This window comes from Sphingobium sp. LMC3-1-1.1, from assembly GCF_040676285.1.
In the GTDB taxonomy this organism is placed as follows: Bacteria; Pseudomonadota; Alphaproteobacteria; order Sphingomonadales; family Sphingomonadaceae; genus Sphingobium.
Genome location: NZ_JBEGHQ010000012.1, coordinates 1 through 21447 on the forward strand (window position 1 = coordinate 1; position 21447 = coordinate 21447).

Annotated in this window: 16 protein-coding genes and 2 rRNA genes; 15 read left to right on the forward strand and 3 right to left on the reverse strand. The window is 62.5% G+C overall.

Annotation, left to right across the window (positions count from 1 at the left end; translation table 11 throughout):
* The 8 genes from MRBLMC3_RS10405 to MRBLMC3_RS10440 all read left to right on the forward strand — a co-directional run.
* Positions 1-133, forward strand: a 23S ribosomal RNA gene (locus MRBLMC3_RS10405); the annotation flags it as partial.
* Between the two features lie 163 nt (positions 134-296).
* A 5S ribosomal RNA gene (rrf, locus tag MRBLMC3_RS10410) occupies positions 297-411 on the forward strand.
* A 204-nt stretch (positions 412-615) separates the two neighbouring features.
* Positions 616-1056 (forward strand): transposase, encoded by a 441-nt coding sequence (locus MRBLMC3_RS10415; RefSeq protein WP_363828288.1) that lies wholly within the window; start codon positions 616-618, stop codon positions 1054-1056.
* On the forward strand, positions 1053-1409 hold the full coding sequence (tnpB, locus tag MRBLMC3_RS10420) for an IS66 family insertion sequence element accessory protein TnpB (RefSeq protein ID WP_363828291.1): 357 nt from the start codon (positions 1053-1055) through the stop codon (positions 1407-1409). The genes MRBLMC3_RS10415 and tnpB overlap by 4 nt, the downstream gene beginning before the upstream one ends.
* 31 nt (positions 1410-1440) lie before the next feature.
* Positions 1441-2964 carry an IS66 family transposase gene (gene tnpC, locus MRBLMC3_RS10425; RefSeq protein ID WP_363828299.1) on the forward strand — a complete coding sequence of 508 codons (1524 nt, stop codon included), beginning with the start codon at positions 1441-1443 and terminating at the stop codon, positions 2962-2964.
* Positions 2965-3517: 553 nt separating this feature from the next.
* Entirely contained in the window at positions 3518-5956 is a 2439-nt protein-coding gene (locus MRBLMC3_RS10430; protein ID WP_363828302.1) for a TonB-dependent receptor, read from the forward strand.
* A 15-nt stretch (positions 5957-5971) separates the two neighbouring features.
* Positions 5972-6262, forward strand: a complete 291-nt coding sequence (locus MRBLMC3_RS10435; protein ID WP_363828305.1) for a hypothetical protein — start codon at positions 5972-5974, stop codon at positions 6260-6262.
* 412 nt (positions 6263-6674) lie between these two features.
* Positions 6675-8570 (forward strand): potassium transporter Kup, encoded by a 1896-nt coding sequence (locus MRBLMC3_RS10440; RefSeq protein ID WP_363829409.1) that lies wholly within the window; start codon positions 6675-6677, stop codon positions 8568-8570.
* 33 nt (positions 8571-8603) lie between these two features.
* Here the strand turns inward: MRBLMC3_RS10440 and MRBLMC3_RS10445 are convergent, their stop codons facing one another.
* A complete protein-coding gene (locus MRBLMC3_RS10445) occupies positions 8604-9302 on the reverse strand; it encodes a response regulator transcription factor (RefSeq protein WP_363828308.1) in 699 nt (232 codons plus the stop codon).
* On the reverse strand, positions 9299-11965 hold the full coding sequence (locus MRBLMC3_RS10450; protein WP_363828311.1) for a sensor histidine kinase KdpD: 2667 nt from the start codon (positions 11963-11965) through the stop codon (positions 9299-9301). The genes MRBLMC3_RS10445 and MRBLMC3_RS10450 overlap by 4 nt, the downstream gene beginning before the upstream one ends.
* Positions 11966-12534: 569 nt before the next feature.
* Here MRBLMC3_RS10450 and MRBLMC3_RS10455 point away from each other — a divergent pair.
* From MRBLMC3_RS10455 to MRBLMC3_RS10485, 7 genes are all read left to right on the forward strand, one after another.
* A complete protein-coding gene (locus MRBLMC3_RS10455; protein ID WP_363828313.1) occupies positions 12535-13752 on the forward strand; it encodes an acyl-CoA dehydrogenase family protein in 1218 nt (405 codons plus the stop codon).
* Positions 13753-13920: 168 nt separating this feature from the next.
* Positions 13921-14508: an FMN reductase gene (gene msuE / locus MRBLMC3_RS10460; RefSeq protein WP_363828316.1), complete on the forward strand. Its 588-nt coding sequence runs from the start codon at positions 13921-13923 to the stop codon at positions 14506-14508.
* A gap of 38 nt (positions 14509-14546) precedes the next feature.
* The gene (sfnG, locus tag MRBLMC3_RS10465) at positions 14547-15644 is read left to right on the forward strand and encodes a dimethylsulfone monooxygenase SfnG (protein WP_363828319.1); all 1098 of its coding nucleotides are present in this window, start codon (positions 14547-14549) and stop codon (positions 15642-15644) included.
* 132 nt (positions 15645-15776) lie between these two features.
* Positions 15777-16970, forward strand: coding sequence for a sigma-54 interaction domain-containing protein (locus tag MRBLMC3_RS10470; protein ID WP_363828321.1), 1194 nt, complete (start codon positions 15777-15779; stop codon positions 16968-16970).
* 41 nt (positions 16971-17011) lie between these two features.
* On the forward strand, positions 17012-18253 hold the full coding sequence (locus tag MRBLMC3_RS10475; RefSeq protein ID WP_363828324.1) for an SfnB family sulfur acquisition oxidoreductase: 1242 nt from the start codon (positions 17012-17014) through the stop codon (positions 18251-18253).
* Positions 18254-18280: 27 nt separating this feature from the next.
* A complete protein-coding gene (ssuD, locus tag MRBLMC3_RS10480; RefSeq protein WP_363829412.1) occupies positions 18281-19429 on the forward strand; it encodes an FMNH2-dependent alkanesulfonate monooxygenase in 1149 nt (382 codons plus the stop codon).
* Between the two features lie 10 nt (positions 19430-19439).
* Positions 19440-20840 carry an FAD/NAD(P)-binding protein gene (locus tag MRBLMC3_RS10485; protein ID WP_363828327.1) on the forward strand — a complete coding sequence of 467 codons (1401 nt, stop codon included), beginning with the start codon at positions 19440-19442 and terminating at the stop codon, positions 20838-20840.
* Positions 20841-20846: 6 nt separating this feature from the next.
* Here MRBLMC3_RS10485 and kdpC read toward each other — a convergent pair whose 3' ends face one another.
* Positions 20847-21434 (reverse strand): potassium-transporting ATPase subunit KdpC, encoded by a 588-nt coding sequence (gene kdpC, locus MRBLMC3_RS10490; protein ID WP_363828330.1) that lies wholly within the window; start codon positions 21432-21434, stop codon positions 20847-20849.
* Between the last annotated feature and the right edge of the window lie 13 nt (positions 21435-21447).

Below are 21447 nucleotides of genomic sequence, written 5' to 3' on the forward strand. Positions count from 1 at the left end.
CATCTAAGCGGGAAGCCTCCCTCAAGATAAGATTTCTTCGAGCGGTCGTAGACCACGACCTTGATAGGCCGGATGTAGAAGTGTGGTAACATATGGAGCTAACCGGTCCTAATTGCTCTGATCGCGCTTGGATGGTCCCCTGCAAAAGTACCACTTTTGTAGGAGCCAAAGAGTCCCACCATCAATGACAACACTGGATATTCCAGCAAACGTCAGCATATGTGGTGATCTAACAGCCAGATATCTAAACCTTATGTGCACGGCACCGATTAAAACCCGAAGCGCAAGCTCTATTGCTTGGTGACCATAGCGTCTGTGACCCACCCGATCCCTTCCCGAACTCGGACGTGAAACCAGTCTGCGCCGATGGTACTGTGGCTCAAGCCCCGGAAGAGTAGGGCGTCGCCAGGCATTACAGCTCGCGCTTCAATACCCATTCACAATTTATGCTTCATGCAAAAAAGCCCGCCCGCAACGGCGGGCTTTCTTGCGTCTGATACCCCATCTCTGAATAGCCCCTAGAGCGTTTTCTAATCAGGTGGAATCACCTGATGACTGTAACCGGTGTTCTGGCGCCACCTTGTCTGATTTGGTGGCTCAGGCAGAGATGCGAGGATGGACGACGCCATCCTTACGACCGCATTGGACACCCACACTGGAGTGGCTCTGAAGCCAGTTCGGCGGGTTGAAGTTCTCAGCGGGATGGCCGGACGACGGCGTGTCTGGACGCTGGAGCAGAAGCTGGCGCTGGTTGCGGAGATGGAGCGTTGCGACAATGTCGCTGCCTTTGCATGCGAGCGGGATGTCAGCACTGCGCTGCTTTACACATGGCGCCGGGAGCTGCGTTACGCGGTAGAGGCCAGCAAGATTCCGCCCCGTCACGAGCCGATGTTCGTGCCCGTGGTTGGCGAGACATCGCCGCCGGGTTCGCACGATGGGGTTGTAGAGGTCGAGGTCAGCGGTGCCGTTGTCCGGATCGGGCAAGCGGCCCGGACTGACCTGGTGGTAGCCGTTATCCAAGCTCTGCAGGCCCCAGGCATTGATGGTGATCGATGATCGGGATCGGGCCTGGTACACGGGTGATGGTGGCGACGCGCCCGGTAGATTTTCGCAAGGGTGCAGATTCGCTCGCGGCGCTGGTTGGTGCTGAGTACGGCAGTGATCCTTATTCGGGCGTGATCTACGTGTTCCGGGCGAAGCGCGCCGACCGGATCAAGCTGATCTGGTGGGACGGCACCGGCCTGTGCCTGATGGCCAAGAGGCTGGAGTCCGGCGGTTTCAAGTGGCCCGGCATCCAGGACGGCGTGATGCGTCTGACGGCGGCGCAACTGGGCGCTCTGCTGGAAGGTCTGGACTGGCGCCGAGTGCATGGCGGGCGGCGCCCGATTGCTCCGCAGATTGCCGGTTGACGGGGCATTCGTCTGCTGATTCACTGCCCTCATGCTTATAGAAGCGGACCTTCCCAACGATGTCGAAGCGCTCCGTACGCTCGTCCTCAAACAGGCCCGCGAGCTTGATGCTCTCAAGGTTTTCCAGGCCGAGGTCGAGCGCCTGAAGGCCATCATCGATGCCTTGCAACGCCACCGTTTCGGCCGCCGTTCCGAACAGCTCGATCCCGACCAGTTCGAGCTCTCCCTGGAAGAAGTCGAGACAGCATTGGCTCAGGCCGAGCAGGCCCGCGACAAGGCGAAGCGGGCACCGGCGGATCGGCCGCGCAAGACCAACCGCGGATCACTGCCTTCCCATCTCGAACGGATCGAACAGGTTGTCGATCTCGAGGACAGGGCTTGCCCTTGCTGCGGGGGCTCACTCCACCAGATCGGCGAGGATGTGGCCGAGCGTCTCGATGTCGTGCCCACCACCTTTCGCGTGCTGGTCACGCGCCGTCCGCGCTACGGCTGCCGTTCGTGCGAAAGTGCCATTGTGCAGGCGCCGGCGCCGGCACGGATCGTCGAAGGCGGCATTCCTACCGAAGCGCTGATCGCGCAGGTGCTGGTCGCCAAGTACGCTGATCACCTGCCGTTGTACCGACAGGCACAGATTTACGCCCGCCAAGGCATCCAGCTTGATCGCTCAACGCTGGCCGACTGGGTGGGACGGGCGGCTTGGTATCTGCGCCCACTGCGCGACCATATCCTGGAGCGATTGCGACGATCCGAGCGGCTGTTCGCCGACGAGACCACCGCACCAGTGCTTGATCCCGGTCGAGGGCGGACCAAGACCGGGCAGTTATGGGCCTATGCTTGCGATGATCGCCCGTGGGACGGCGATGATCCGCCGATGGTTGCCTATGTCTATGCCGCCGATCGCAAGAGCGAGCGGGCGGAAACGCACCTGGGCGACTTCGCCGGCATCCTGCAGGTCGATGGCTATGGTGGCTACGCCGCGCTCGCCCGGCGGCGCAACCATATCCACCTCGCCTTTTGCTGGGCACATGTGCGCCGCAAGTTCTACGAACTGGCCGACAGCTCGCCAGTCGCCACCGAAGTGCTGCGCCGGATCGCACAGCTCTACGCCATTGAGGACGAGGTACGAGGGCTGCCTGCCGAACAGCGCCGGTTGATCCGCAGCGAACGCAGTCGCATCATCGTCGATGACCTGCACCAATACCTCAATGCGCGGAACCGCCAGGTAAGCGCAAAGAGCAAGCTCGGCGAGGCAATCCGATACGCGCTCACCCGTTGGGATGGCCTCTCGCGCTTCCTCAATGATGGCCGCATCGATCTGGACAGCAACACCGTCGAACGCTCAATCCGGCCCCTCGCGCTCAATCGAAAGAATGCCCTGTTCGCCGGCTCCGATGAAGGCGGCGACAACTGGGCGGTCACCGCCACGCTAATCGAGAACTGCAAGATCTCCGGTATCAATCCGCACACCTGGCTGACCGAAACGCTCAGCAAGCTGGCCGCGGGTCATCCGGCCAGCGCCGTCGGCGAACTCATGCCATGGACCGCCGTGGCCTGAGAACACCGGTTACGGTTGAACTCCGCCCTGGAGCAAAACACGCCGACGCCTGCGTAGAATGTCGTTGGCGGCGAGCCGATTCACCGGTTTCATGTCTGTCGCGACGTTGCTCCCACGATCTTGGGTTTCGGCAAGCCGGAGTGAGCGCATCGCCGGACCAGGAATCACCGCAGCGTTGCTCGCAGCAGGATCTATGGCGCGAGGATAGCACATGAGTTTCTGCTCGCCACCTTTACGCCACCTAGGATCTGGCCATCGACAAAGGTGGGCGCCATTTGCATTTCGAGACACAGGCGAGGGCTTCATCAGGGCGTTGACGGCCCGAGGGTCAACCGCCTCACCGCACGCCAAATTATCGACGTCCAGGCACGGCCGAGTCACAATTCACCGCGCCTGATCGATCACATCCAGCAACCGTCGGTGGCACTGCAAGCCTTGTGTAGTGGCACTCTTGGCGTAGCAGGAGCGCGCAATCGTCCTAGACTTGGCTGTATCGGAGGATGCCGGGCACCTGCATCGCGACATCAAGAACGCAAACGAACGGGGCACGGACATGAAGAAGCATCAAAACCTACATAATGGGCTGATGATGGGGGTTGCCCTTACCGGCCTGCTGGTGGCGATACCTGCGCGCGCTCAGGCACCGCAGCAAGACGCTCCACCAGGAAGGGACGAGGCGCAAGGACCGAGCGAGATCGTTGTTACCGCTACCCGCCAGGCGCAGGTCGCATCACGCGTCCCAATCAGCATCAGCGCCTATTCCCAAGAGTCGATGGATGTTCGCGGCATCAAATCCTTGGCCGACGTCGCGCGCTTCACCCCTGGGATTCGTTTCGGGCGAAGCGCGGGAGGCGCAAGCAACAACATCAGCATCCGTGGCATTGCGTCAGACGCGGGGGCGGGCACGACCGGCATCTACATAGACGACACTCCAATTCAGATACGCGGATTGGGCTTCAGTTCAGATAACACATTGCCCGCCATCTTTGATCTGGAGCGTGTAGAAGTGCTTCGCGGGCCGCAAGGCACGTTGTTCGGCGCCGGGTCGGAAGGTGGTACGGTCCGATTCATCACGCCGCAACCCAATCTTGATCATTTTCAGACTTATGACCGGGCGGAGATCGCTGCCGTTGCACATGGCGGTGTCAATTGGGAAACCGGCGCAGCGATTGGCGGACCGATCGTTCCCCAGAAACTCGGCTTCCGGATCAGCGCCTGGCACCGGCGTGACGCCGGCTACATCGATCATGTCGACAACCAAACCGGCATCGTCGATGACAAGAACATCAATCACGGCGACGTCACTGTGCTGCGGGGCGCTCTTACTTACGCGCCGGACGAGGACCTCAAGATCACCCTCGGCATCACCTATCAGAAGCGCGTTACAAACGCATCTGACAATTTCTTTGTCGGCATTTCTGATCCGGGGAACGGGGTTTTCCGCACCAGTACTCCGGAATATCGGGGCAGTTCCGACCGCTGGTATCAACCCTCGCTGAACATCCAGTACGACGCCGGCGGAGTCTCGATTACATCGATCAGTTCATATTTTCAACGTATGAACCGCACCGGTTACAGCGGCACGCTGTATAATCTTTCCTATTACCAGAAATGCTATCTGGATGGTTGCGGGTTTCAAAGCACCGGGCCCGGCGGCAGTACCGATGCCAATCCCGGCCCGCTCTACCCTTTCCTGACGCCGACCGGCATCGATAAGAGATTGCCCTACTATCTTAGCCCATCGCACGTCACCAATACACAGCGGCTCGTGACGCAAGAACTTCGCCTGCAATCGTCGGATCCGAACGCACGCCTGAACTGGGTGATCGGGCTTTTCTACCAGCACAGCCGCCAACGCAGCACGGACGAGCTGGTCGATCCGCTCGGCAATAGCTTCTTCAATGCAGTGTTCGGCCAAAGCCTCGAAGACTTTTTCAGCTATCCGCTCTATGGACAGGATAGCTACATCAACAATTCGGTCGCCACGGAAAGCCAGATAGCCGGTTTCGCCAATGTCACCTATGGGATCACCGAAAAGCTCAAGCTCGTCGCCGGCGGTCGCTACGCGGAGTCCAAATTCTCAGTCGTCAATTTCGCCGACGGCTCGCAAAATGGTTCGCGTACCGAAGGATCCGGCAGGAAAACCGACAGGCCCTTTACGCCAAAGCTGGGCGTGAATTATCAGGCCGACCGGAACAACCTGTTCTACGCCAGCTGGTCCAAGGGATTTCGCGCCGCCGGCGCCAATCCGCCGATCCCGGTCACTCCGTGCGCAGACGATCTTGCTGCGCTTGGTCTGAACTCTGCTCCAGGCGCCTACAAATCCGACAAGGTTACGAGTTGGGAGCTTGGTTCGAAGAACAAGTTTTTCGGAGGAAAGGTCCAAATTGAAGCGTCGGCGTATACTTCGAACTGGAGCGACATCCAGCAAATAGTCAACCTGCCGACCTGCGCCCTGCGCTTCATCGCCAACCTTGGCACCGCGCGTAGTCGCGGGTTCGATCTTCAGGCTTCGCTCTCGCCGCTGCGGGGCGTGACACTGGACCTGGCGGCGGGCTACACCGATACGCATTTCACGCAGGATGCGCGGTTGGCGCCGCAAGGTCAGATCGTGGTGCTGAACGGCGACGCGATCGAAGGTCCGCCTTGGACATTGAGCGTCGGCGGGCGGTATGAATTTGGAATCGGCGGCGTCGATGCCTTCCTCCGCGGTGACCTTCAGTATCAAAGCCGACTGCGACGTCCGATACCGCAACGCGATCCTGCTAGCGCCAGTTACGACGCCGGTTTGATCGCCCCCGCGGCCACTACGTTCGTCAGCCTGCGTGCTGGCGCGCTTGTGCATGGCGCGGATATATCGCTGTTCGTGGACAATCTGCTCGATAGCGCCCCCCGTCTGGCCCTTGCTCATCAGGATAGCAGCACGCTGCTTTTCGAGAATGCGACATTCCGCCCGCGTACCATAGGTCTTACCGTGACGTACCGCCGGTAGCAGCGTCTGTCGCCGATGATGGCGCAGCTGACCGGACGCGCGCTGATGGAGCAAGCACATCAGCGTCCGGTCGGTGTCGCGCTTGGCCATCGGAAATCTTGCATGGATTTGGGCTGCGAAGCCCAAGCTGTCGATGACATGGAGAAGACGGAAGTGCAGGCGTCGCTGGGACAGAGTGCCGACGGGCGGCTTTCTACGGATGATCGGCTTTGCCGCGCAGTGGCTGACGCGACTTTGGGTTGGCGGATCCCTGGCTGGACCAGCGTGCTGAAAGTTTCACCGGCTGCCACAGTCGTGGTCCCATGATAGTCAGGGCCGCGCCTGCGCTTCCGCTCAGAAACAAAAGGGCGGCGAGTGTGATTTCTGCAGCGGTCATCTCCGTGCCCGGAGTGCCCAGGACCAGCCGATGTAACAGGCCTTCCTCTGGCCAAGTGGAGATCAACAGGACCAAGCCAGCCAGCCTCACTCCGATTTTAGCTGCCCCATGTTCATACCAGTGCGTCATTTCGGCATTCTCCTTCGGGGAGAATGTCCAATTGCGCATTTCGGCGTAGATTATCGAGAGCGAAAGGCCGCGCTCTGCGTTTAAATTCCATAGGATCCGACAGGATTTTCGTGCATTCCTACGCCAATCCTATGCTGATCGAATAAAGTTCCACTGGAAATATAATGTGGCTCCATGCAATGGGCGGCCGGGAAACAGCGGGTGACGGTGCGGATGACGGATCGAGCGGGCGAGGGGGTTGGCCACGGCCATCCGCAAGAGAAGCTGCCGCTTCTGGCGCTGGGGGCGCTGGGTGTGGTGTTCGGCGATATCGGCACATCACCGCTTTACGCCTTGAAGGAGAGCTTTGTCGGCCACCATCCGCTGGCCGTCGACCCCGCTCACATCTATGGAGTTTTGTCTCTGGTCTTCTGGACCATGACGCTGATTGTCACCGTCAAATATGTGTTCATCATCATGCGTGCCGATAATCACGGGGAGGGCGGCAGCATGGCTCTGCTCGCGCTGATTTCCCGCAAGCTGGGCGAGAGTCGGTGGACGCCGACGATCGCCATATTGGGCGTGCTGGCGGCAGCCTTGTTCTACGGCGACGCGATCATTACTCCCGCCGTATCGGTTCTCTCTGCGGTGGAAGGGCTGGAGACCGTGAATGACGGTTTCACGCCCTTCGTTCTTCCGGTCGCTATCGTCATCCTGATCGGGCTGTTCCTGATCCAGAAGCATGGCACGGCGCGGGTGGGCGCGCTGTTCGGACCGATCATGGCCGTTTATTTCCTGGTCCTGGCCGGGCTCGGCATTCTCAACATCATTCGCCATCCGGCGATTGTCGCGATCGTCAACCCGATGTGGGCCATCCATTTCTTTGTACTGGATGTAAAGCTCGCCTTTCTGGCGCTCGGATCTGTCGTGCTCGCGGTGACGGGAGCGGAGGCGCTCTATGCCGATATGGGGCATTTCGGGCGCAAGGCGATCAGCATAGCATGGCTCTACGCTGCCTTTCCCTGCCTGCTGCTCAACTATATGGGCCAGGGCGCGCTGCTGCTCGATCTCCCGGAGGCGGCGGAAAATCCCTTCTTCCTGCTTGCGCCGGAATGGGCGCGCCTGCCGCTGGTGATATTGGCCACACTCGCCACGGTGATTGCCAGCCAGGCCGTGATCTCCGGGGCTTTCTCGGTCACTCAGCAGGCGGTGCAGCTAGGCTTCCTGCCTCGCCTCAAGATCGCACACACCAGCGCCTCGGCGGCGGGACAGATCTATGTGCCGCTGGTCAATTGGGCGCTGCTGTTCCTGGTCGTGCTGCTGGTGCTGGGCTTTCGGTCTTCGAGTAATCTCGCGGCGGCTTATGGTATTGCCGTTACGGGGACCATGGTCATAACCACCTGCATGATGGCCGTGCTGACCTTCAGCGTCTGGCGCTGGAACCGGCTGCTCGCCACGGGCGTAACGGGGCTGTTCCTGGTGGTGGACGGTGCCTATTTCCTGTCGAATGCGACCAAGATTCCCGATGGGGGCTGGTTCCCGCTGCTGGTGGCGGCCGTGGTGTTCATCGCCCTTACGACATGGTCGACAGGACGGAAGATCATGAACTTCTATCTGCTCGAAGGCGCGATGGATGTCGAACTGTTCATCCAGTCTGTTTCCGGTTCCCTGAAGCGTGTGCCGGGCACGGCGATCTTCCTCAATTCCCGCATAGAGGGGGTGCCGCCGGCGCTGCTCCATAATGTGAAGCATAACAAGATACTGCATGAGCGCGTGATCATCCTGACCGTGCGAACGGAAGGGGTGCCGCACCTGCCGCTGACCGGCCGGTCGGAAGTGACGGATCTGGGCGCGGGCTTCTATCGCGTGATGTTGCGCCATGGTTTCATGGAAGAGGTCGACATTCCAGCCGCGATGAAAGCGGTCGAAGGTTGCGGCGGACCGATCGCCGTCAGCCAGACCAGCTATTTCCTCAGCCGCCAGACATTGATCCCGTCGGAGAAGCCCGGCATGGCCATTTGGCGCGAGAAGCTGTTCGCCTGGATGATGCGCAACGCGGTGACGCCGATGGATTTCTTCAAATTGCCCACCAACCGCGTCGTGGAACTGGGATCGCAGGTCGAGATCTGAACGCTGCGCTTCGGCGGCTCAGTGCGGGAGCGCTTAACCGCCATCGCCCTCCTTCAGCCGGTAGCCTATTCCCAGTTCATTGGCGATGATGCGCGGTCGTTGGGGGTCATCCTCCAGCTTCTGCCGCAGGGTGCGCACCAGAACGCGCAGATATTCAACATGATGCGCATGTTCGTGCGGCCACACATGGGCCATGATCTGCTGATGGGTGATCACCCGCCCGGGATATTTGGCCAGTTGCGCCAGCACGCCATATTCCTTTGGCGTCAGATGCACTTCCTGTCCCTTCTTCGTCACGATCCGCGCCATCAGGTCGATCATGACATTTCCCGCGCGGACCGTCGAAACGCCACCATCCTTGGTCATACGATTGCGGAGCGCCACGCGCACGCGCGCGAGCATCTCGTCCGTGTCGAAAGGTTTGGTGAGATAATCGTCCGCGCCCAGATCAAGCGCCGCGACCTTCTGTTCGGTCGCGTCCCGTGCCGAGATGACGATCAGGCTGGTGTCCGAGTCCCTCTTGATGAGCGGCACCAGTTCCAGCCCGTCCCGGTCGGGCAGGCCCAGATCAAGCAGGCTGATGTCCGGTCGCTCCTCCCGCAGTTTCTCGAGCGCTTCCCGGGCATTGGCTGCTTCCACCGTCGCATAGTCGGCGCGGGCCAGGGCCGCATGGATCAGCCGACGGATCTGCGGTTCATCGTCGACGATGAGTACCTTGTGGCGGGTCGTCATAATATGTCCTCATCGGGAAGCGGAGACAGGATCAGTGTCTGGGGAAAGCGGAGGGTGAAACAGGCCCCTGTCGGGTCGCCCCGGTTTGCCGCGGAAACGCCAAGGCCCATGGCCTCTGCAAAGCCCTTGACGATGGCGAGGCCAAGGCCGGTACCGTGCTTCGCCCGGTCAGATCCCTCCATGCGGGTGAAAGTGTCGAACACCCTAGCCTCGCTGCCCAATGGAATTCCGGGGCCTTCATCGATCACCGAAAGGGTGATCGCATCATGCAGGCGCTGCCCCCTGATGATTACGGGCGTGTCAGGATCGGCGTAGCGCCCCGCATTGTCGAGCAGGTTGATGAGGATATGATGCAATAGCGTCGGATCGACCCGGACCAAGGGAATATCGGGCAGGATATCCACCTTTACCTCATGCCCTGCGAGCGATTGGCGCGTGTCATGTACGGCGCCTGCCACTGCATCGAACAGGTCGATCGGCTCGATCTTCAGCGGCAATGCGCCAGCTTCGACGCGCGCCATGTCCAGCAGGTTGGCGACAAAGCGGGTCAGCCGCTGCGCCTCCGCCTCCACCGTGTCGGCAAGATCGGAGGGGTGTTGGCGCTTCAACTCGTGAATGGCCGAGATGATGGTGGTGAGGGGGGTGCGCAGGTCATGGCTCACGGAGGAGAGCAGGGCCGAACGCAGCCGGTCCCGTTCCCGGATCTGGCGCGCATCGAGCATCTCCTCCTCCAGCGCCATGCGATCGAACGCGATCGAGGCCTGGTCCAGCAAGCTCATGAGCAGCGGCAACTGATCGGATCGCAGCGGTTCCCCGGCATCCTCCCGCGCCAGCCCCAGCACGCCGAGCACGCCGCGCGTCGTCCGCAAGGGGTGAAACAGCCAGTCCGATGCCGTCAGCGTCGATGATCCACGTCCCGCGGGCTGCTCATTGTCCATCGCCCATTGGGCGGCGGCCTTCTCGATCTGCTCCAACCGATCCTCGGGTGGCACGGCGGCTCGCAGCTGCGGCCCATCGGGGGAGGGAAGGAGGAGGACCGTGCGCACATCGAACAGCCGTCCGACCTCGCCGCATATGGCGTGCATCAACTCATCCTGGCTGGCAGCGGCGGTGAGTTGACGGGAGAAGCCGGCGAGCGCTGCATTTTGCCGCGCGCTGCCATGCGCCAGATCCGCCTGGGCGCGGACGCGCGCGGCGAACTGGCTGGTGACGATGGCGACGCCCAGCAGGACAAGGATGGAAATGACATTTTCCGGATTGCTGACCGTCAGCGTGCCGGTTGGCGGCAGGAAGAAGAAATTATATGCCAGGCTGGACAGCAGCCCGGCGAACAGCCCGGCACGCAGGCCGAAGCTGGCGGCGGCGAACATCACAGGCACCAGATAGAGCAGGGCGATGTTGCCAAGCGCGATGGTCTGGACCAGCAGGCGCCCCACGGCGGTCATCATCGCGATCATCGCCGTCGACCACAGATAGTCGGAGGGCTTCCCCCAGGGACTCGTGGCGGCGCGCCGGGTACGGCGATGATGGGCCGTTTCTTCGCCGGGCAGCACATGGACTGCGACATCGCCCATATTGCGCACCAGCCGATCGACCACTGACCCATGGCGCAGTTCGAACCACCAGCTCCGGCTTGCCTTTCCAATCACGATCTGGGTGGCGCGTGCGTCTGTCGCATATTGACGCAGTCCTTCCACGACACTGGAGGCCGGGATGGTCGCGGTCGTTGCCCCCAGGCGCGACGCCAACGCCATGGTGTCCGCCAGATGAGCGCGTTCCTCCGCCGTGAAGGCAAGGCTGCGCTGGGTTTCGATGTGGACAGCGGTCCACGGGGCCCTCAGGGCATCTGCCAGTCGCTTGGCAGCGCGCACAAGGCCCTGTGCGCTTGGCAGTTCGCTGATCGCGACGACGATGCGCTCGCCCGCTGCGAAGCTGCCGGCGAGCGCATGGGCCCGCACATAGTCCAGCATCTGGGCATCGACCGCCTGCGCGGCGCGGCGCAGCGCCATCTCTCGCAGCGCCGTCAGATTGGATTTGGAAAAGAAATGGTTGAGCGCCCGGCTGGCCTCCGCCGGAACATAGACCTTGCCCTCCTTCAAGCGCTCGATCAGTTCGTCGGGCGGGATATCGACTACCTCGATCTCGGCCATTTCAAGGATTGAATCGGGTACGGTTTCCCGCACCCGGACGCGCGTGAAGGAAGCGACGATGTCGTTCAGGCTCTCGACATGCTGGATGTTGACGGTCGAATAGACATCGATGCCGGCATCGAGCAACTCCTCGACATCCTGATAGCGTTTGGGATGGCGGCTGCCCGGTGCATTGCTGTGAGCGAGTTCGTCGACCAGCACCAGAGCGGGATGGCGGGCGAGGATGGCGTCGAGGTCCATTTCGGTCAGGCCATGGCCCTGATGATCGACTTCGCGTCGGGGGATGACCTCATGCCCATGGAGCAGGGCCTCGGTTTCGTGCCGGCCGTGAGTTTCGACCACACCCACCGCGACATCTACGCCGGCCTTCAGCCGTTGCATGCCGTCGGTGAGCATTTCATAGGTCTTGCCCACGCCCGGTGCCGCGCCGAGAAATATCTTGAGACGGCCACGCCCCTCCTGCGCTGCCTGACGGAGAAAAATTTCGGGATCGCGGCGCTCAGGGTCACTCATTCTGTCACAGCGAGGTGTCTGCAGCCGCGGGAAGGTTTCCGGTCGGAACCCAGGCAAATTCATGGATTGCTTCAGCATGGCCCGATTGGTTTGCGTGATCAAGCGAAATCGCGGGTAAGATCCCGATAAAGACGGTCCGCCTACTGATTGTTGTCGCTGTGCCACGCACATGCGCCGGTCAGAGCCCCGGAAGAAAGCGAACCGTAACCGTTGCTGCCTTCAATGATTTAAGCCCGGCCAGGTCGTCAGACGGCGGCAGAGGATCCTGTGATGCCAGATCCCTGTTTCGCCTCAATCTTGGAAAAACACTCGCCGGGCGGTTTCGCCGGGCAGGAAGCGTCACGACGTTCGGCCGGGTAAGCGTCCGCCTGTTCATGCGTTCCAATCTGGCGCGAGCCTGCTGATCGGCTGCTTCTTCAGCAGCACTCGATCAGCAACGGTGCTGCCCTGGGCCTGCCGGCCCTTTCGACATCTCCGGATTCAGGCGCGTTGCGAGAATGGCACGGTGCTTGCGGTCCTGATCATCGTCAGCCGCTGCGGCCGAATGCGGCATTTTGGAGGATGGTAGGATGGACTTCCGCTCGACGACTTTGGACGGCAAGGGTTTGCAGGCGGTCAGCCCAGATGTCAGTGATCCCCTGGCCCGGGCCCATGCTCTGGCCGAGCTGTTTGACCTTTCCGCGCCGGATCGCGACCGTGCCGGCGGAACGCCGAAGGTGGAGCGCGATCTGCTGCGGGAAAGCGGGCTTTTGCGTCTCAGCATTCCCGTCGCTTATGGTGGCCTTGGCGGCGACTGGACGACCGTGATGAAGACCGTGCGGATTCTGGCAGCGGCCGACAGCTCGCTTGCTCATGTCTATGCCTTCCATCACCTGCTGCTGGCCACCGTCCGACTCTTCGGCGCGGCGGGCCAGTGGGAATCGGCCTATCGGGATACGGCGCGCGCGCCGCTGTTCTGGGGCAATGCGCTCAATCCGCTCGACAGTCGCATGCTCAGCACGGCGCAATCAGGCTGGCGGTCGTTCAGTGGGCACAAGAGTTTCTGTTCCGGCGCACTCGATTCCGATCGCCTGATTGTCTCGGCACGGCAGGCCGGGCTCGACCGGCTCGTCATCGCCGCGATCCCCAGCGACCGGAAAGGCATCACCCCGCATGACGACTGGGACAATATCGGCCAGCGCCAGACGGACAGCGGAACCGTGACGTTCGAAGACGTGCGCATCGAGGAAAGCGAGATATTGCAGACGCCGGGTCCGCTGGGGTCGACCTTCGCGACGCTGCGCCCGCTCATCGCCCAGCTCATCCTGTCCAACATCTATCTGGGCATTGCCGAAGGCGCGTTCCGGGCGACGAAGAAATATGTCCATGGCGAGGCGCGCCGCTGGTTGTTTTCGGCCGCCGAGCAGCAGTCGAAAGACCCCTATGCATTGGAGCGGGCCGGGGAGTTCTGGCTCGCTCTGGAAGGTGCGCGGTTGCTCAACGATCGTGCTGCGGCCCTGTTGGACGCCGCATGGGAGCAGAACGACGCCCTATCCGGACAGCGGCGGTCGGAAACGGCGATCGGCATCGCCACCGCGAAGGTCGCGTCGATCCGCGGTGGGATGGAGATCACAAACCGCATGTTCGATGTGATGGGCGCGCGTTCGACCATGGGACGTTTCGGCTTCGACCGCTTCTGGCGCAATTTGCGCACCCACGCCCTGCATGACCCGATCGATTACAAGCTGCGGGAACTGGGGGATTGGGCGCTCAACGATGAGGAACCGCTGCCTACCTTCTACTCCTGATGATCTCCTGCTGCTTATGCAGCAGGAGATCAGCACATGGCTGCGCAATAAGAAGCATGCCGGTCGAACGATGTGGGCTAGAACTGAAGTAAATAGCTGAAAATAAATAATATAATCAAACTGGCACGCTTTCTGCTTAGTGAAGTTCGTCCACAAGGAAGCAGTTCGATGACCAAAGTGCTCAACGTAACGGCCATTGCCGGCTCACTGCAGCAGCCCTCTCGTACCGAGGCGTTGCTCGATGCGATAATTGGTGAATTGCAAGCCGCGATGCCTGCCCGCGTTCGGACGGTGAAGCTTTCCGAAATCGGACCGCAGGTCGGCGGCGCAATGCAGCGCGCGCATCTGCCCGCCGATGCCTTTGCTGCCGTGCAGGCGATCGAGGAGGCGGACCTGCTGATTGTCGCCAGTCCCGTCTACCGGGCATCCTATACCGGGCTCCTCAAGCATCTGTTCGACTTTGTCGGGCGGGAGGCGCTGGTCGGCCGTCCGGTGCTGCTCGCCGCGACGGGTGGCACGGAGCGGCACATGCTGATGATCGATCATCAATTGCGCCCATTATTCGCCTTTTTCGACGCGGTGCCGCTCCCGCTCGGCATCTACGCGACCGAAGGCGACTTCATCGATTTTCGCCCGGCCAGTCCGGCCCTGGTCGAGCGCATCGCAAGGGCGGTCGATGCCGCTCTCCCCTGGCTCAGCCGGCTGGAGGCAGCGCAGCCCGCCATTCTGCGCCAGCCCTTTCTGGCCCAGCTCTGACTCCCCCAATCCTTCCCCATCACGACAGGAGATTGCCCATGTCCTCCCCCTCAGTCGAACCAGTTCGCTTTGCCTATTGGGTGCCCAATGTCAGCGGCGGCCTGGTCGTCAGCAAGATCCAGCAAAGGACAAGCTGGGACATCGACTACAACCGCAAGCTCGCCCAGATCGCGGAAGCGGCGGGCTTCGACTATGCGCTCTCACAGATCCGCTTCACCGCAGGCTATGGCGCGGAATATCAGCATGAGCCGGTTGCCTTCAGCCAGGCGCTGCTGGCGGCGACGACTAGGCTGAAGGTCATCGCCGCGATCCTGCCGGGGCCGTGGACGCCGGCCGTCGTCGCCAAGCAGCTTGCCACCATCGATCAGATCAGCGGGGGTCGGGTGGCCATCAACCTCGTCAGCGGCTGGTTCAAGGGCGAGTTCACGGCCATTGGCGAACATTGGCTGGAACATGACGAGCGCTATCGCCGCTCTGAGGAATTCATTCGCGCGCTCAAAGGCATCTGGACTACGGACAACTTCAGCTTCCGTGGCGATTTCTATCGTTTCACTGACTATACGTTGCAGCCCAAGCCGCTGCAGCAACCGCATCCCGAGGTGTTTCAGGGCGGCAGTTCGCGCGCGGCGCGCGACATGGCGGCGCGCGTGTCCGACTGGTACTTCACCAATGGCAACAGCATCGAAGGGATTAAGGCACAGGTCGACGATGTGCGTGCCAAGGCGGCAGCCGAAGGGCGCAGCGTCAAAATCGGTGTCAACGCCTTCATCATCGCGCGCGATTCCGAGGAGGAGGCCCGGCAGGTCCTCGACGACATCATCGCGCAAGCAGATCCGGAGGCGGTCCAGGCGTTCGGATCGGCGGTAAGCCAGGCAGGCAAGGCTTCGCCGGAGGGTGAAGGCAATTGGGCCAAGTCGACCTTCAACGACCTCGTCCAGTATAATGACGGGTTCAAGACGAACCTGATCGGTACGCCGCGCCAGATCGCCGAGCGCATCATCGCGCTGAAGGCTGTCGGCGTCGACCTCATCCTTTCGGCCTTCCTGCATTTCCAGGAAGAGGTCGAATATTTCGGCCGCAATGTCCTGCCGATCGTGCGGGAGCTGGAAGCCGAAGCGGCGCTCGAAGTGGCCTGATCCCGATGAGCAGCGCACCACCCGTCCTTCTCGCGCATGATGGAGCGGAACCCGCTGACCATGTCTCGCGGGCAGGCGGGTGCGGCCTGCCGGCGCGAAAACGCCGATCACCCCTCAGAAGGAGGCAAGGCATTGGCCAATAGCGATTCCTTCCTGACCTATTCCGATCCGCGCTCGCTCACCAAGTCGGTGCGCGCGTCCGCGATGGTGTTCGAAGATCCGTTGTCGCGCGCGCTGCTTGACCGCATCCGCCGCATCGCGCCGAGTGAGGCCAATGTCCTCATCATCGGCGAGACCGGCACGGGCAAGGAGATCGTCGCGCGCCACGTCCATGAACTGAGCGCGCGGCGGGAAGGGCGCTTCGTCGCCGTCAATTGCGGTTCCCTGCCGGAAACGCTGGTCGAGGCAGAGTTGTTCGGCCACGAAAAGGGCGCGTTCACCGGCGCCGTCAACGCCAAGGAAGGCTGGTTCGAAGCCGCTCATGGCGGCACATTGTTCCTGGACGAGATTGGCGACCTGCCGCTTGCGATGCAGGTCAAGCTGCTGCGCGTGCTGCAGGAACGCGAGGTGGTGCGTGTGGGCTCCCGCACGAGCCGCCCGATCGATGTGCGGCTGATCGCCGCCACCAACGTTCATCTGGAACGGGCTGTGGCTTCGGGCCGGTTCCGCGAGGATCTGTTCTATCGCCTGCGCGTCGCCTCGCTCGAATTGCCCGCCTTGCGAGAGCGGACGCGCGATATCCTCCCCCTTGCCGCCTTCTTCCTGCGCCAGCATTGCCAGCGGCTCGGCTATGCGCATGCCGTCCTCTCGCCGGAAGCGGAGCGGGCTTTGGTGCAGCATAATTGGTCCGGCAATATCAGAGAGCTGGAAAACGCCATTCATCATGCTCTGCTGATGTGCGAGAGCGGGGTCATCAGCCCTGCGGACCTCCAACTCCAGGTGCGCGCCGCTTGGGAGCCGGGAGCGGCGGCGCCAGCCTCCCGGAGTGCTGACGCGGAACCGGCTGCGCTCTCTTCCCAGGGCAGGCCCGGTCTGGAAGAGGCGCTGGTGCCGTTGTTCGAGGAAGGCGGCGAGAACCTGTTCGAACGGATCGAGGATCGATTGTTCCGCGCCGCGTTCGACTATTGCCACCGCAATCAGGTGCAGACCGCGCGCCTGCTTGGCATCAGCCGCAATATCGTGCGGGCGCGCCTGATCCGCATGGGCGAGATAGGCGCGCCGCCGAGCCGCCCCGCGTCGCCGGCGAACAACAGTTCCTCCGCAGATGACACGACGCTTTCACTCGACGGCCGCTCCGCGCTGCCGCCGTTCCACAGCATCAACTGAACAGACAATCCGTCCATCCCCGTTTCAAAAGGAGTATCGTCATGAATGCGATCAACAAGCCCAATGTCCAGGAAGGCGTGCCGCCGCTCGCCCGCCCCGCCGAGCCTGCCCACATCATCCGCAGCGATGCCGAGGCGATCGAGACGGCAGAAAAGCTGGCGGCGCGTTTTGCCGAGGGGGCTGTGGAACGCGATCGCGAGCGCATCTGGCCGGTCGCTGAACTCGACGCCTTTTCGCAAAGCGGACTCTGGTCGCTCAACGTGCCGCGAGACCATGGCGGGCCGGAGCTTTCCTACCGGACGATCGTGAAGGTCATCGAAATCATTTCGGCCGCCGATCCGTCATTGGGCCAGATTCCCCAGAACCATATCGGGGTCGTCGCGGCGATCCGCACCACCGCCGAGCCGGAGCAGAAGAAGATCCTGTTCGAGAAGGTGCTGTCGGGCACGCGGTTTGGCAATGCCTTCTCTGAATTCGGATCGAAACGCGCCGCCGAATTCGAAACCAGCTTCGCCGAGGACGGCGACGATGTGATCGTTTCGGGCCGCAAATTCTATTCGACCGGCGCCTTGCTCGCGCATCTGGTTCCGATCGTCGCCGTCGATGGCGAAGGCCGCGCCTGGTATGCCATTGCCGAGCGGGGCGCGCCGGGTCTGACCGTGATCGACGACTGGTCCGCCTTCGGCCAGCGCACGACGCTGAGCGGCACGGTCATCCTGGACAATGTTCGCGTACCCAAGAGCCACGTGATCCCAGGGTGGAAGGGCTATGCCGAGCCGACGGCCGACGGCCCGATCTTCCAGATCATTCAGGTCGCGGTCGATACCGGCATCGCCGCCGCCGCGATCGAGGACACCATCCGGTTCGTGCGAACCAAGTCGCGACCATGGCTGGACAGCGGCCTCGACCATGCATGGCAGGATCCCTATGTCATCCAGGCAGTCGGTGGGCTGAAGCTGCGCCTCAACGCGACACGCGCGCTGCTTGATCGCGCGGCGATCGCGGTCGATGAAGCGGTCGTCAACCCGAATGCGGAAACCGTAGCCGCGGCGCAGATCACCACGGCCGAAGCCAAGGTGCTGAGCACCGAGCTTGCCATCGACGCAACCAACAAGCTGTTCGAGCTGGCCGGTACCCGCTCGACGCTTGCCGAACATGGGCTCGACCGGCACTGGCGGAACGCGCGCACCCATACGCTGCACGATCCGGTCCGCTGGAAATATGCGATCCTGGGCAATTATTATCTCAACGGCGAAAAGCCGCCGCTTCACGCGTGGAGCTGAGCCATGGCCGCCCCCGTCCCTGACAAGATCAATGTTCTCTGGTTCCTGCCGACGCATGGCGACAGCCGCTATCTGGGCACGCAGGAGGGTGGCCGGGCGGTCGACCTGCCTTATCTGAGGCAGGTGGCCCAGGCCGCGGATTCACTGGGCTATTATGGCGTACTGCTGCCGACGGGCCGCAGTTGCGAGGATAGCTGGGTGGTCGCCTCCGCACTTGCGCCAGTGACGGAGCGGCTGCGCTTTCTGGTAGCGGTGCGCCCGGGCCTGCAGTCCCCCACGCTCGCCGCGCGAATGACAGCGACGCTGGATCGCATTTCCAACGGTCGCTTGCTCATCAACGTGGTCACCGGCGGCGACCCGGTGGAAAATGGCGGCGACGGCATCTTTCAAAGCCATGCCGAACGCTATGAGGTGACCGAGGAATTTCTCGGCATCTATCGGGCGCTGCTGCGCGGCGAGGTCGTGGAGCATGAGGGCAAGCATTTCCGCATTTCTGACGGGCGTCTTTTGTTTCCGCCGGTTCAGACGCCCTATCCGCCGCTCTATTTCGGCGGATCGTCCGATGCCGGGTCGCGCATCGCCGCGCGCATGGTCGACAAATATCTGACCTGGGGCGAACCCCCGACGGATGTCGCCGCGAAAATCGCCAATATCCGCGCGCTGGCCAGGGCGGAGGGGCGTGAGGTCAGCTTCGGCATTCGCCTGCATGTGATTGTCCGGGAGACGCGAGAGGATGCCTGGGCTGAAGCCGACCGTCTGATCAGTCGCCTCGACGACGACACCATCGCCAGCGCGCAGAGCGTGTTCGCGCGGATGGACTCGGTGGGCCAGCAGCGCATGAGCAACCTGCATGGCGGCCGCCGCGACCGGCTGGAGATCAGCCCCGACCTGTGGGCGGGCGTTGGCCTCGTCCGGGGCGGGGCGGGCACCGCTCTTGTTGGCGATCCGGAAACGGTGGCGGCGCGCATCGACGAATATCGACGCCTGGGCATCGACAGCTTCATCCTGTCGGGCTACCCGCATCTGGAGGAAGCCTATCGTTTCGGTGAGCTGGTGCTGCCGCGCCTGCCGCTCGCCCATGCGACCGGGGCCAGGGCGGCCGCCAGCAATATGGGACCGTTTGGCGAAACCATCGCCGGCGACCACCGCCCGTTGCTGCGAACCGGTCAGTCCTGAGGAAGATGGCGTGACAAACCATCTTCCTCCAACGGTAGCGATCATCGGCGGCGGTTTTTCGGGCGCGGCGACTGCATATCACCTGGCGAGGATCGGGGGCGATGCCGTGCGCATCCTGATCTTCGAACCGCGTGATGCGATCGGTGCGGGCCTGGCTTATTCAACCCTCGATCCATCGCATCGCGTCAATGTTCCGGCGCGTCGCATGACGCTGGATCCTGATGAACCCGACCAGTTCAGCGACTGGCTCGACCAGAATGACGCGCTGGGCGACGATCCGGATGCGGTGCTGCCGGACGGGCGCCGCTTTCCGGCGCGGCATTTGTTCGGGCGCTATGTCCGCGAGATGCTGGAACCGGTGCTGGCGAGCGGGCGCGTTCGCCATATCCGGTCCGCAATCGCCCGCGTCCGTCCCTCCACCCGTCTTGGCTGGGCCTTGGAGACGAGCGGAGGAGAGCTGTATCAGGCAGATGTGGTCGTCATCGCCACCAGCCACCCTCCGCCCATGCCTCCGGCGCTATTGACCGGCGGATTGGCGGGGCAGCCCAAGTTCGTTGCCGATCCATGGGCGCCGGGCGCGCTGGATGGCATTGATGCCAGCGACAGGGTGCTGATCGTCGGGACCGGGCTGACCATGGCTGACGTCGTCGCTTCGCTGGAGCGCAAGGGACATGCCGGTCCCATCACCGCCATTTCCCGCCGCGGCCAGCGGTCGCGCGCCCATGCCCGGAAGCTGGTCGAACCTTATGGCGATTTCCTGACTCCGCCTTCGCGTACGGCACTCGACCTGGTTCGCCGCGTGCGTCGGGCGGTGCGGCCCGACCGCCCCTGGCAGGGCCTGTTTGATTGTCTTAGAACGCAGGGCCAGGGCATCTGGCGCGCATTGCCGCTTGCCGAGCGGCGTCGTCTCATTCGCCATATCCGCCCCTTCTGGGATACGCACAGATTTCGCATAGCGCCGCAGGCCGACGCGCTGCTCGATCGACGATTGGCGAGCGGGTCGCTCGACATATATGCCGCATCCCTGCGATCGGCCGATGCCGACGCTGCTGGCTTGCATGTGTCGCTCAAAAGGCGGTGCGGACGGACGGAAAGGCGGACCTTCGATGCCGTTGTGGCGACGACCGGGCCGGGTCATTCGGACGTCCTGACGTCCCAGCCCTTTCTCGCCGACCTGTTTAACGCGGGCCGGGCCGTGGTCGATCCGACCGGACTTGGCTTGCCTGTGGATGAGAAAAGCCGATTGCTCGGCAAAAACGGCGCGAATGGCTCGCTGTTCGTGGCCGGTCCATTGGCCCGGGGCCAATTTGGGGAACTGATGGGTCTTCCCGAAGTGACCCATCATGCGGTGCTTGTCGCCAATGGCATCATCGAGGCCCTCTCATGGGTCATGGCCTCAGCCGCCGAATGACGAGGGTCAGGGCCGTGTCCGATGGGCGACGATGTCGTCCAGTCGTTGATTGATTTCGAGGACATTGACCCGTGCTTCGCCCAGAAAGCCGAGAAGCGGCTTCCGGATGCTCCCCTGGACCAGCGCGCGGACCTGATCAGCGTTCAGTCGGCGTGCCTTGGCCACCCGTTCCACCTGGAAAAAGGCCGCATCGGGGCTGATATCAGGGTCCAGCCCCGATGCGGAGGTGGTCACCAGGTCGGATGGAACGGGACGACCGGGCGAGTGAAGCGCTTCGACGTCCGTTGCGACCCTCTCCGCCAGCGCTTTCGCCGTGGGACCGAGGTTGGAGCCGGAGGAGGCAAGGCCATCATAGCCCTTGCCCGCTGCGGAGGGGCGTGGATGGAAATAGCGGTCTTCGGAGAAGTTCTGGCCGATCAGGGCGGAGCCGGTTGGTCTGCCGTTCTGCCGGATCACGCTGCCATTGGCCTGAAAGGGAAAGAGCGCCTGGCCAATGCCGGTCAGCGCCAGGGGATAGATGAGCCCCAGCAGCAGCGCGAAAAGCAGGGTCATGACCAGCGCGGGGCGCAGGGCGGTCTTCAGGTCGGTAAACATCGGAAAGTCCTTT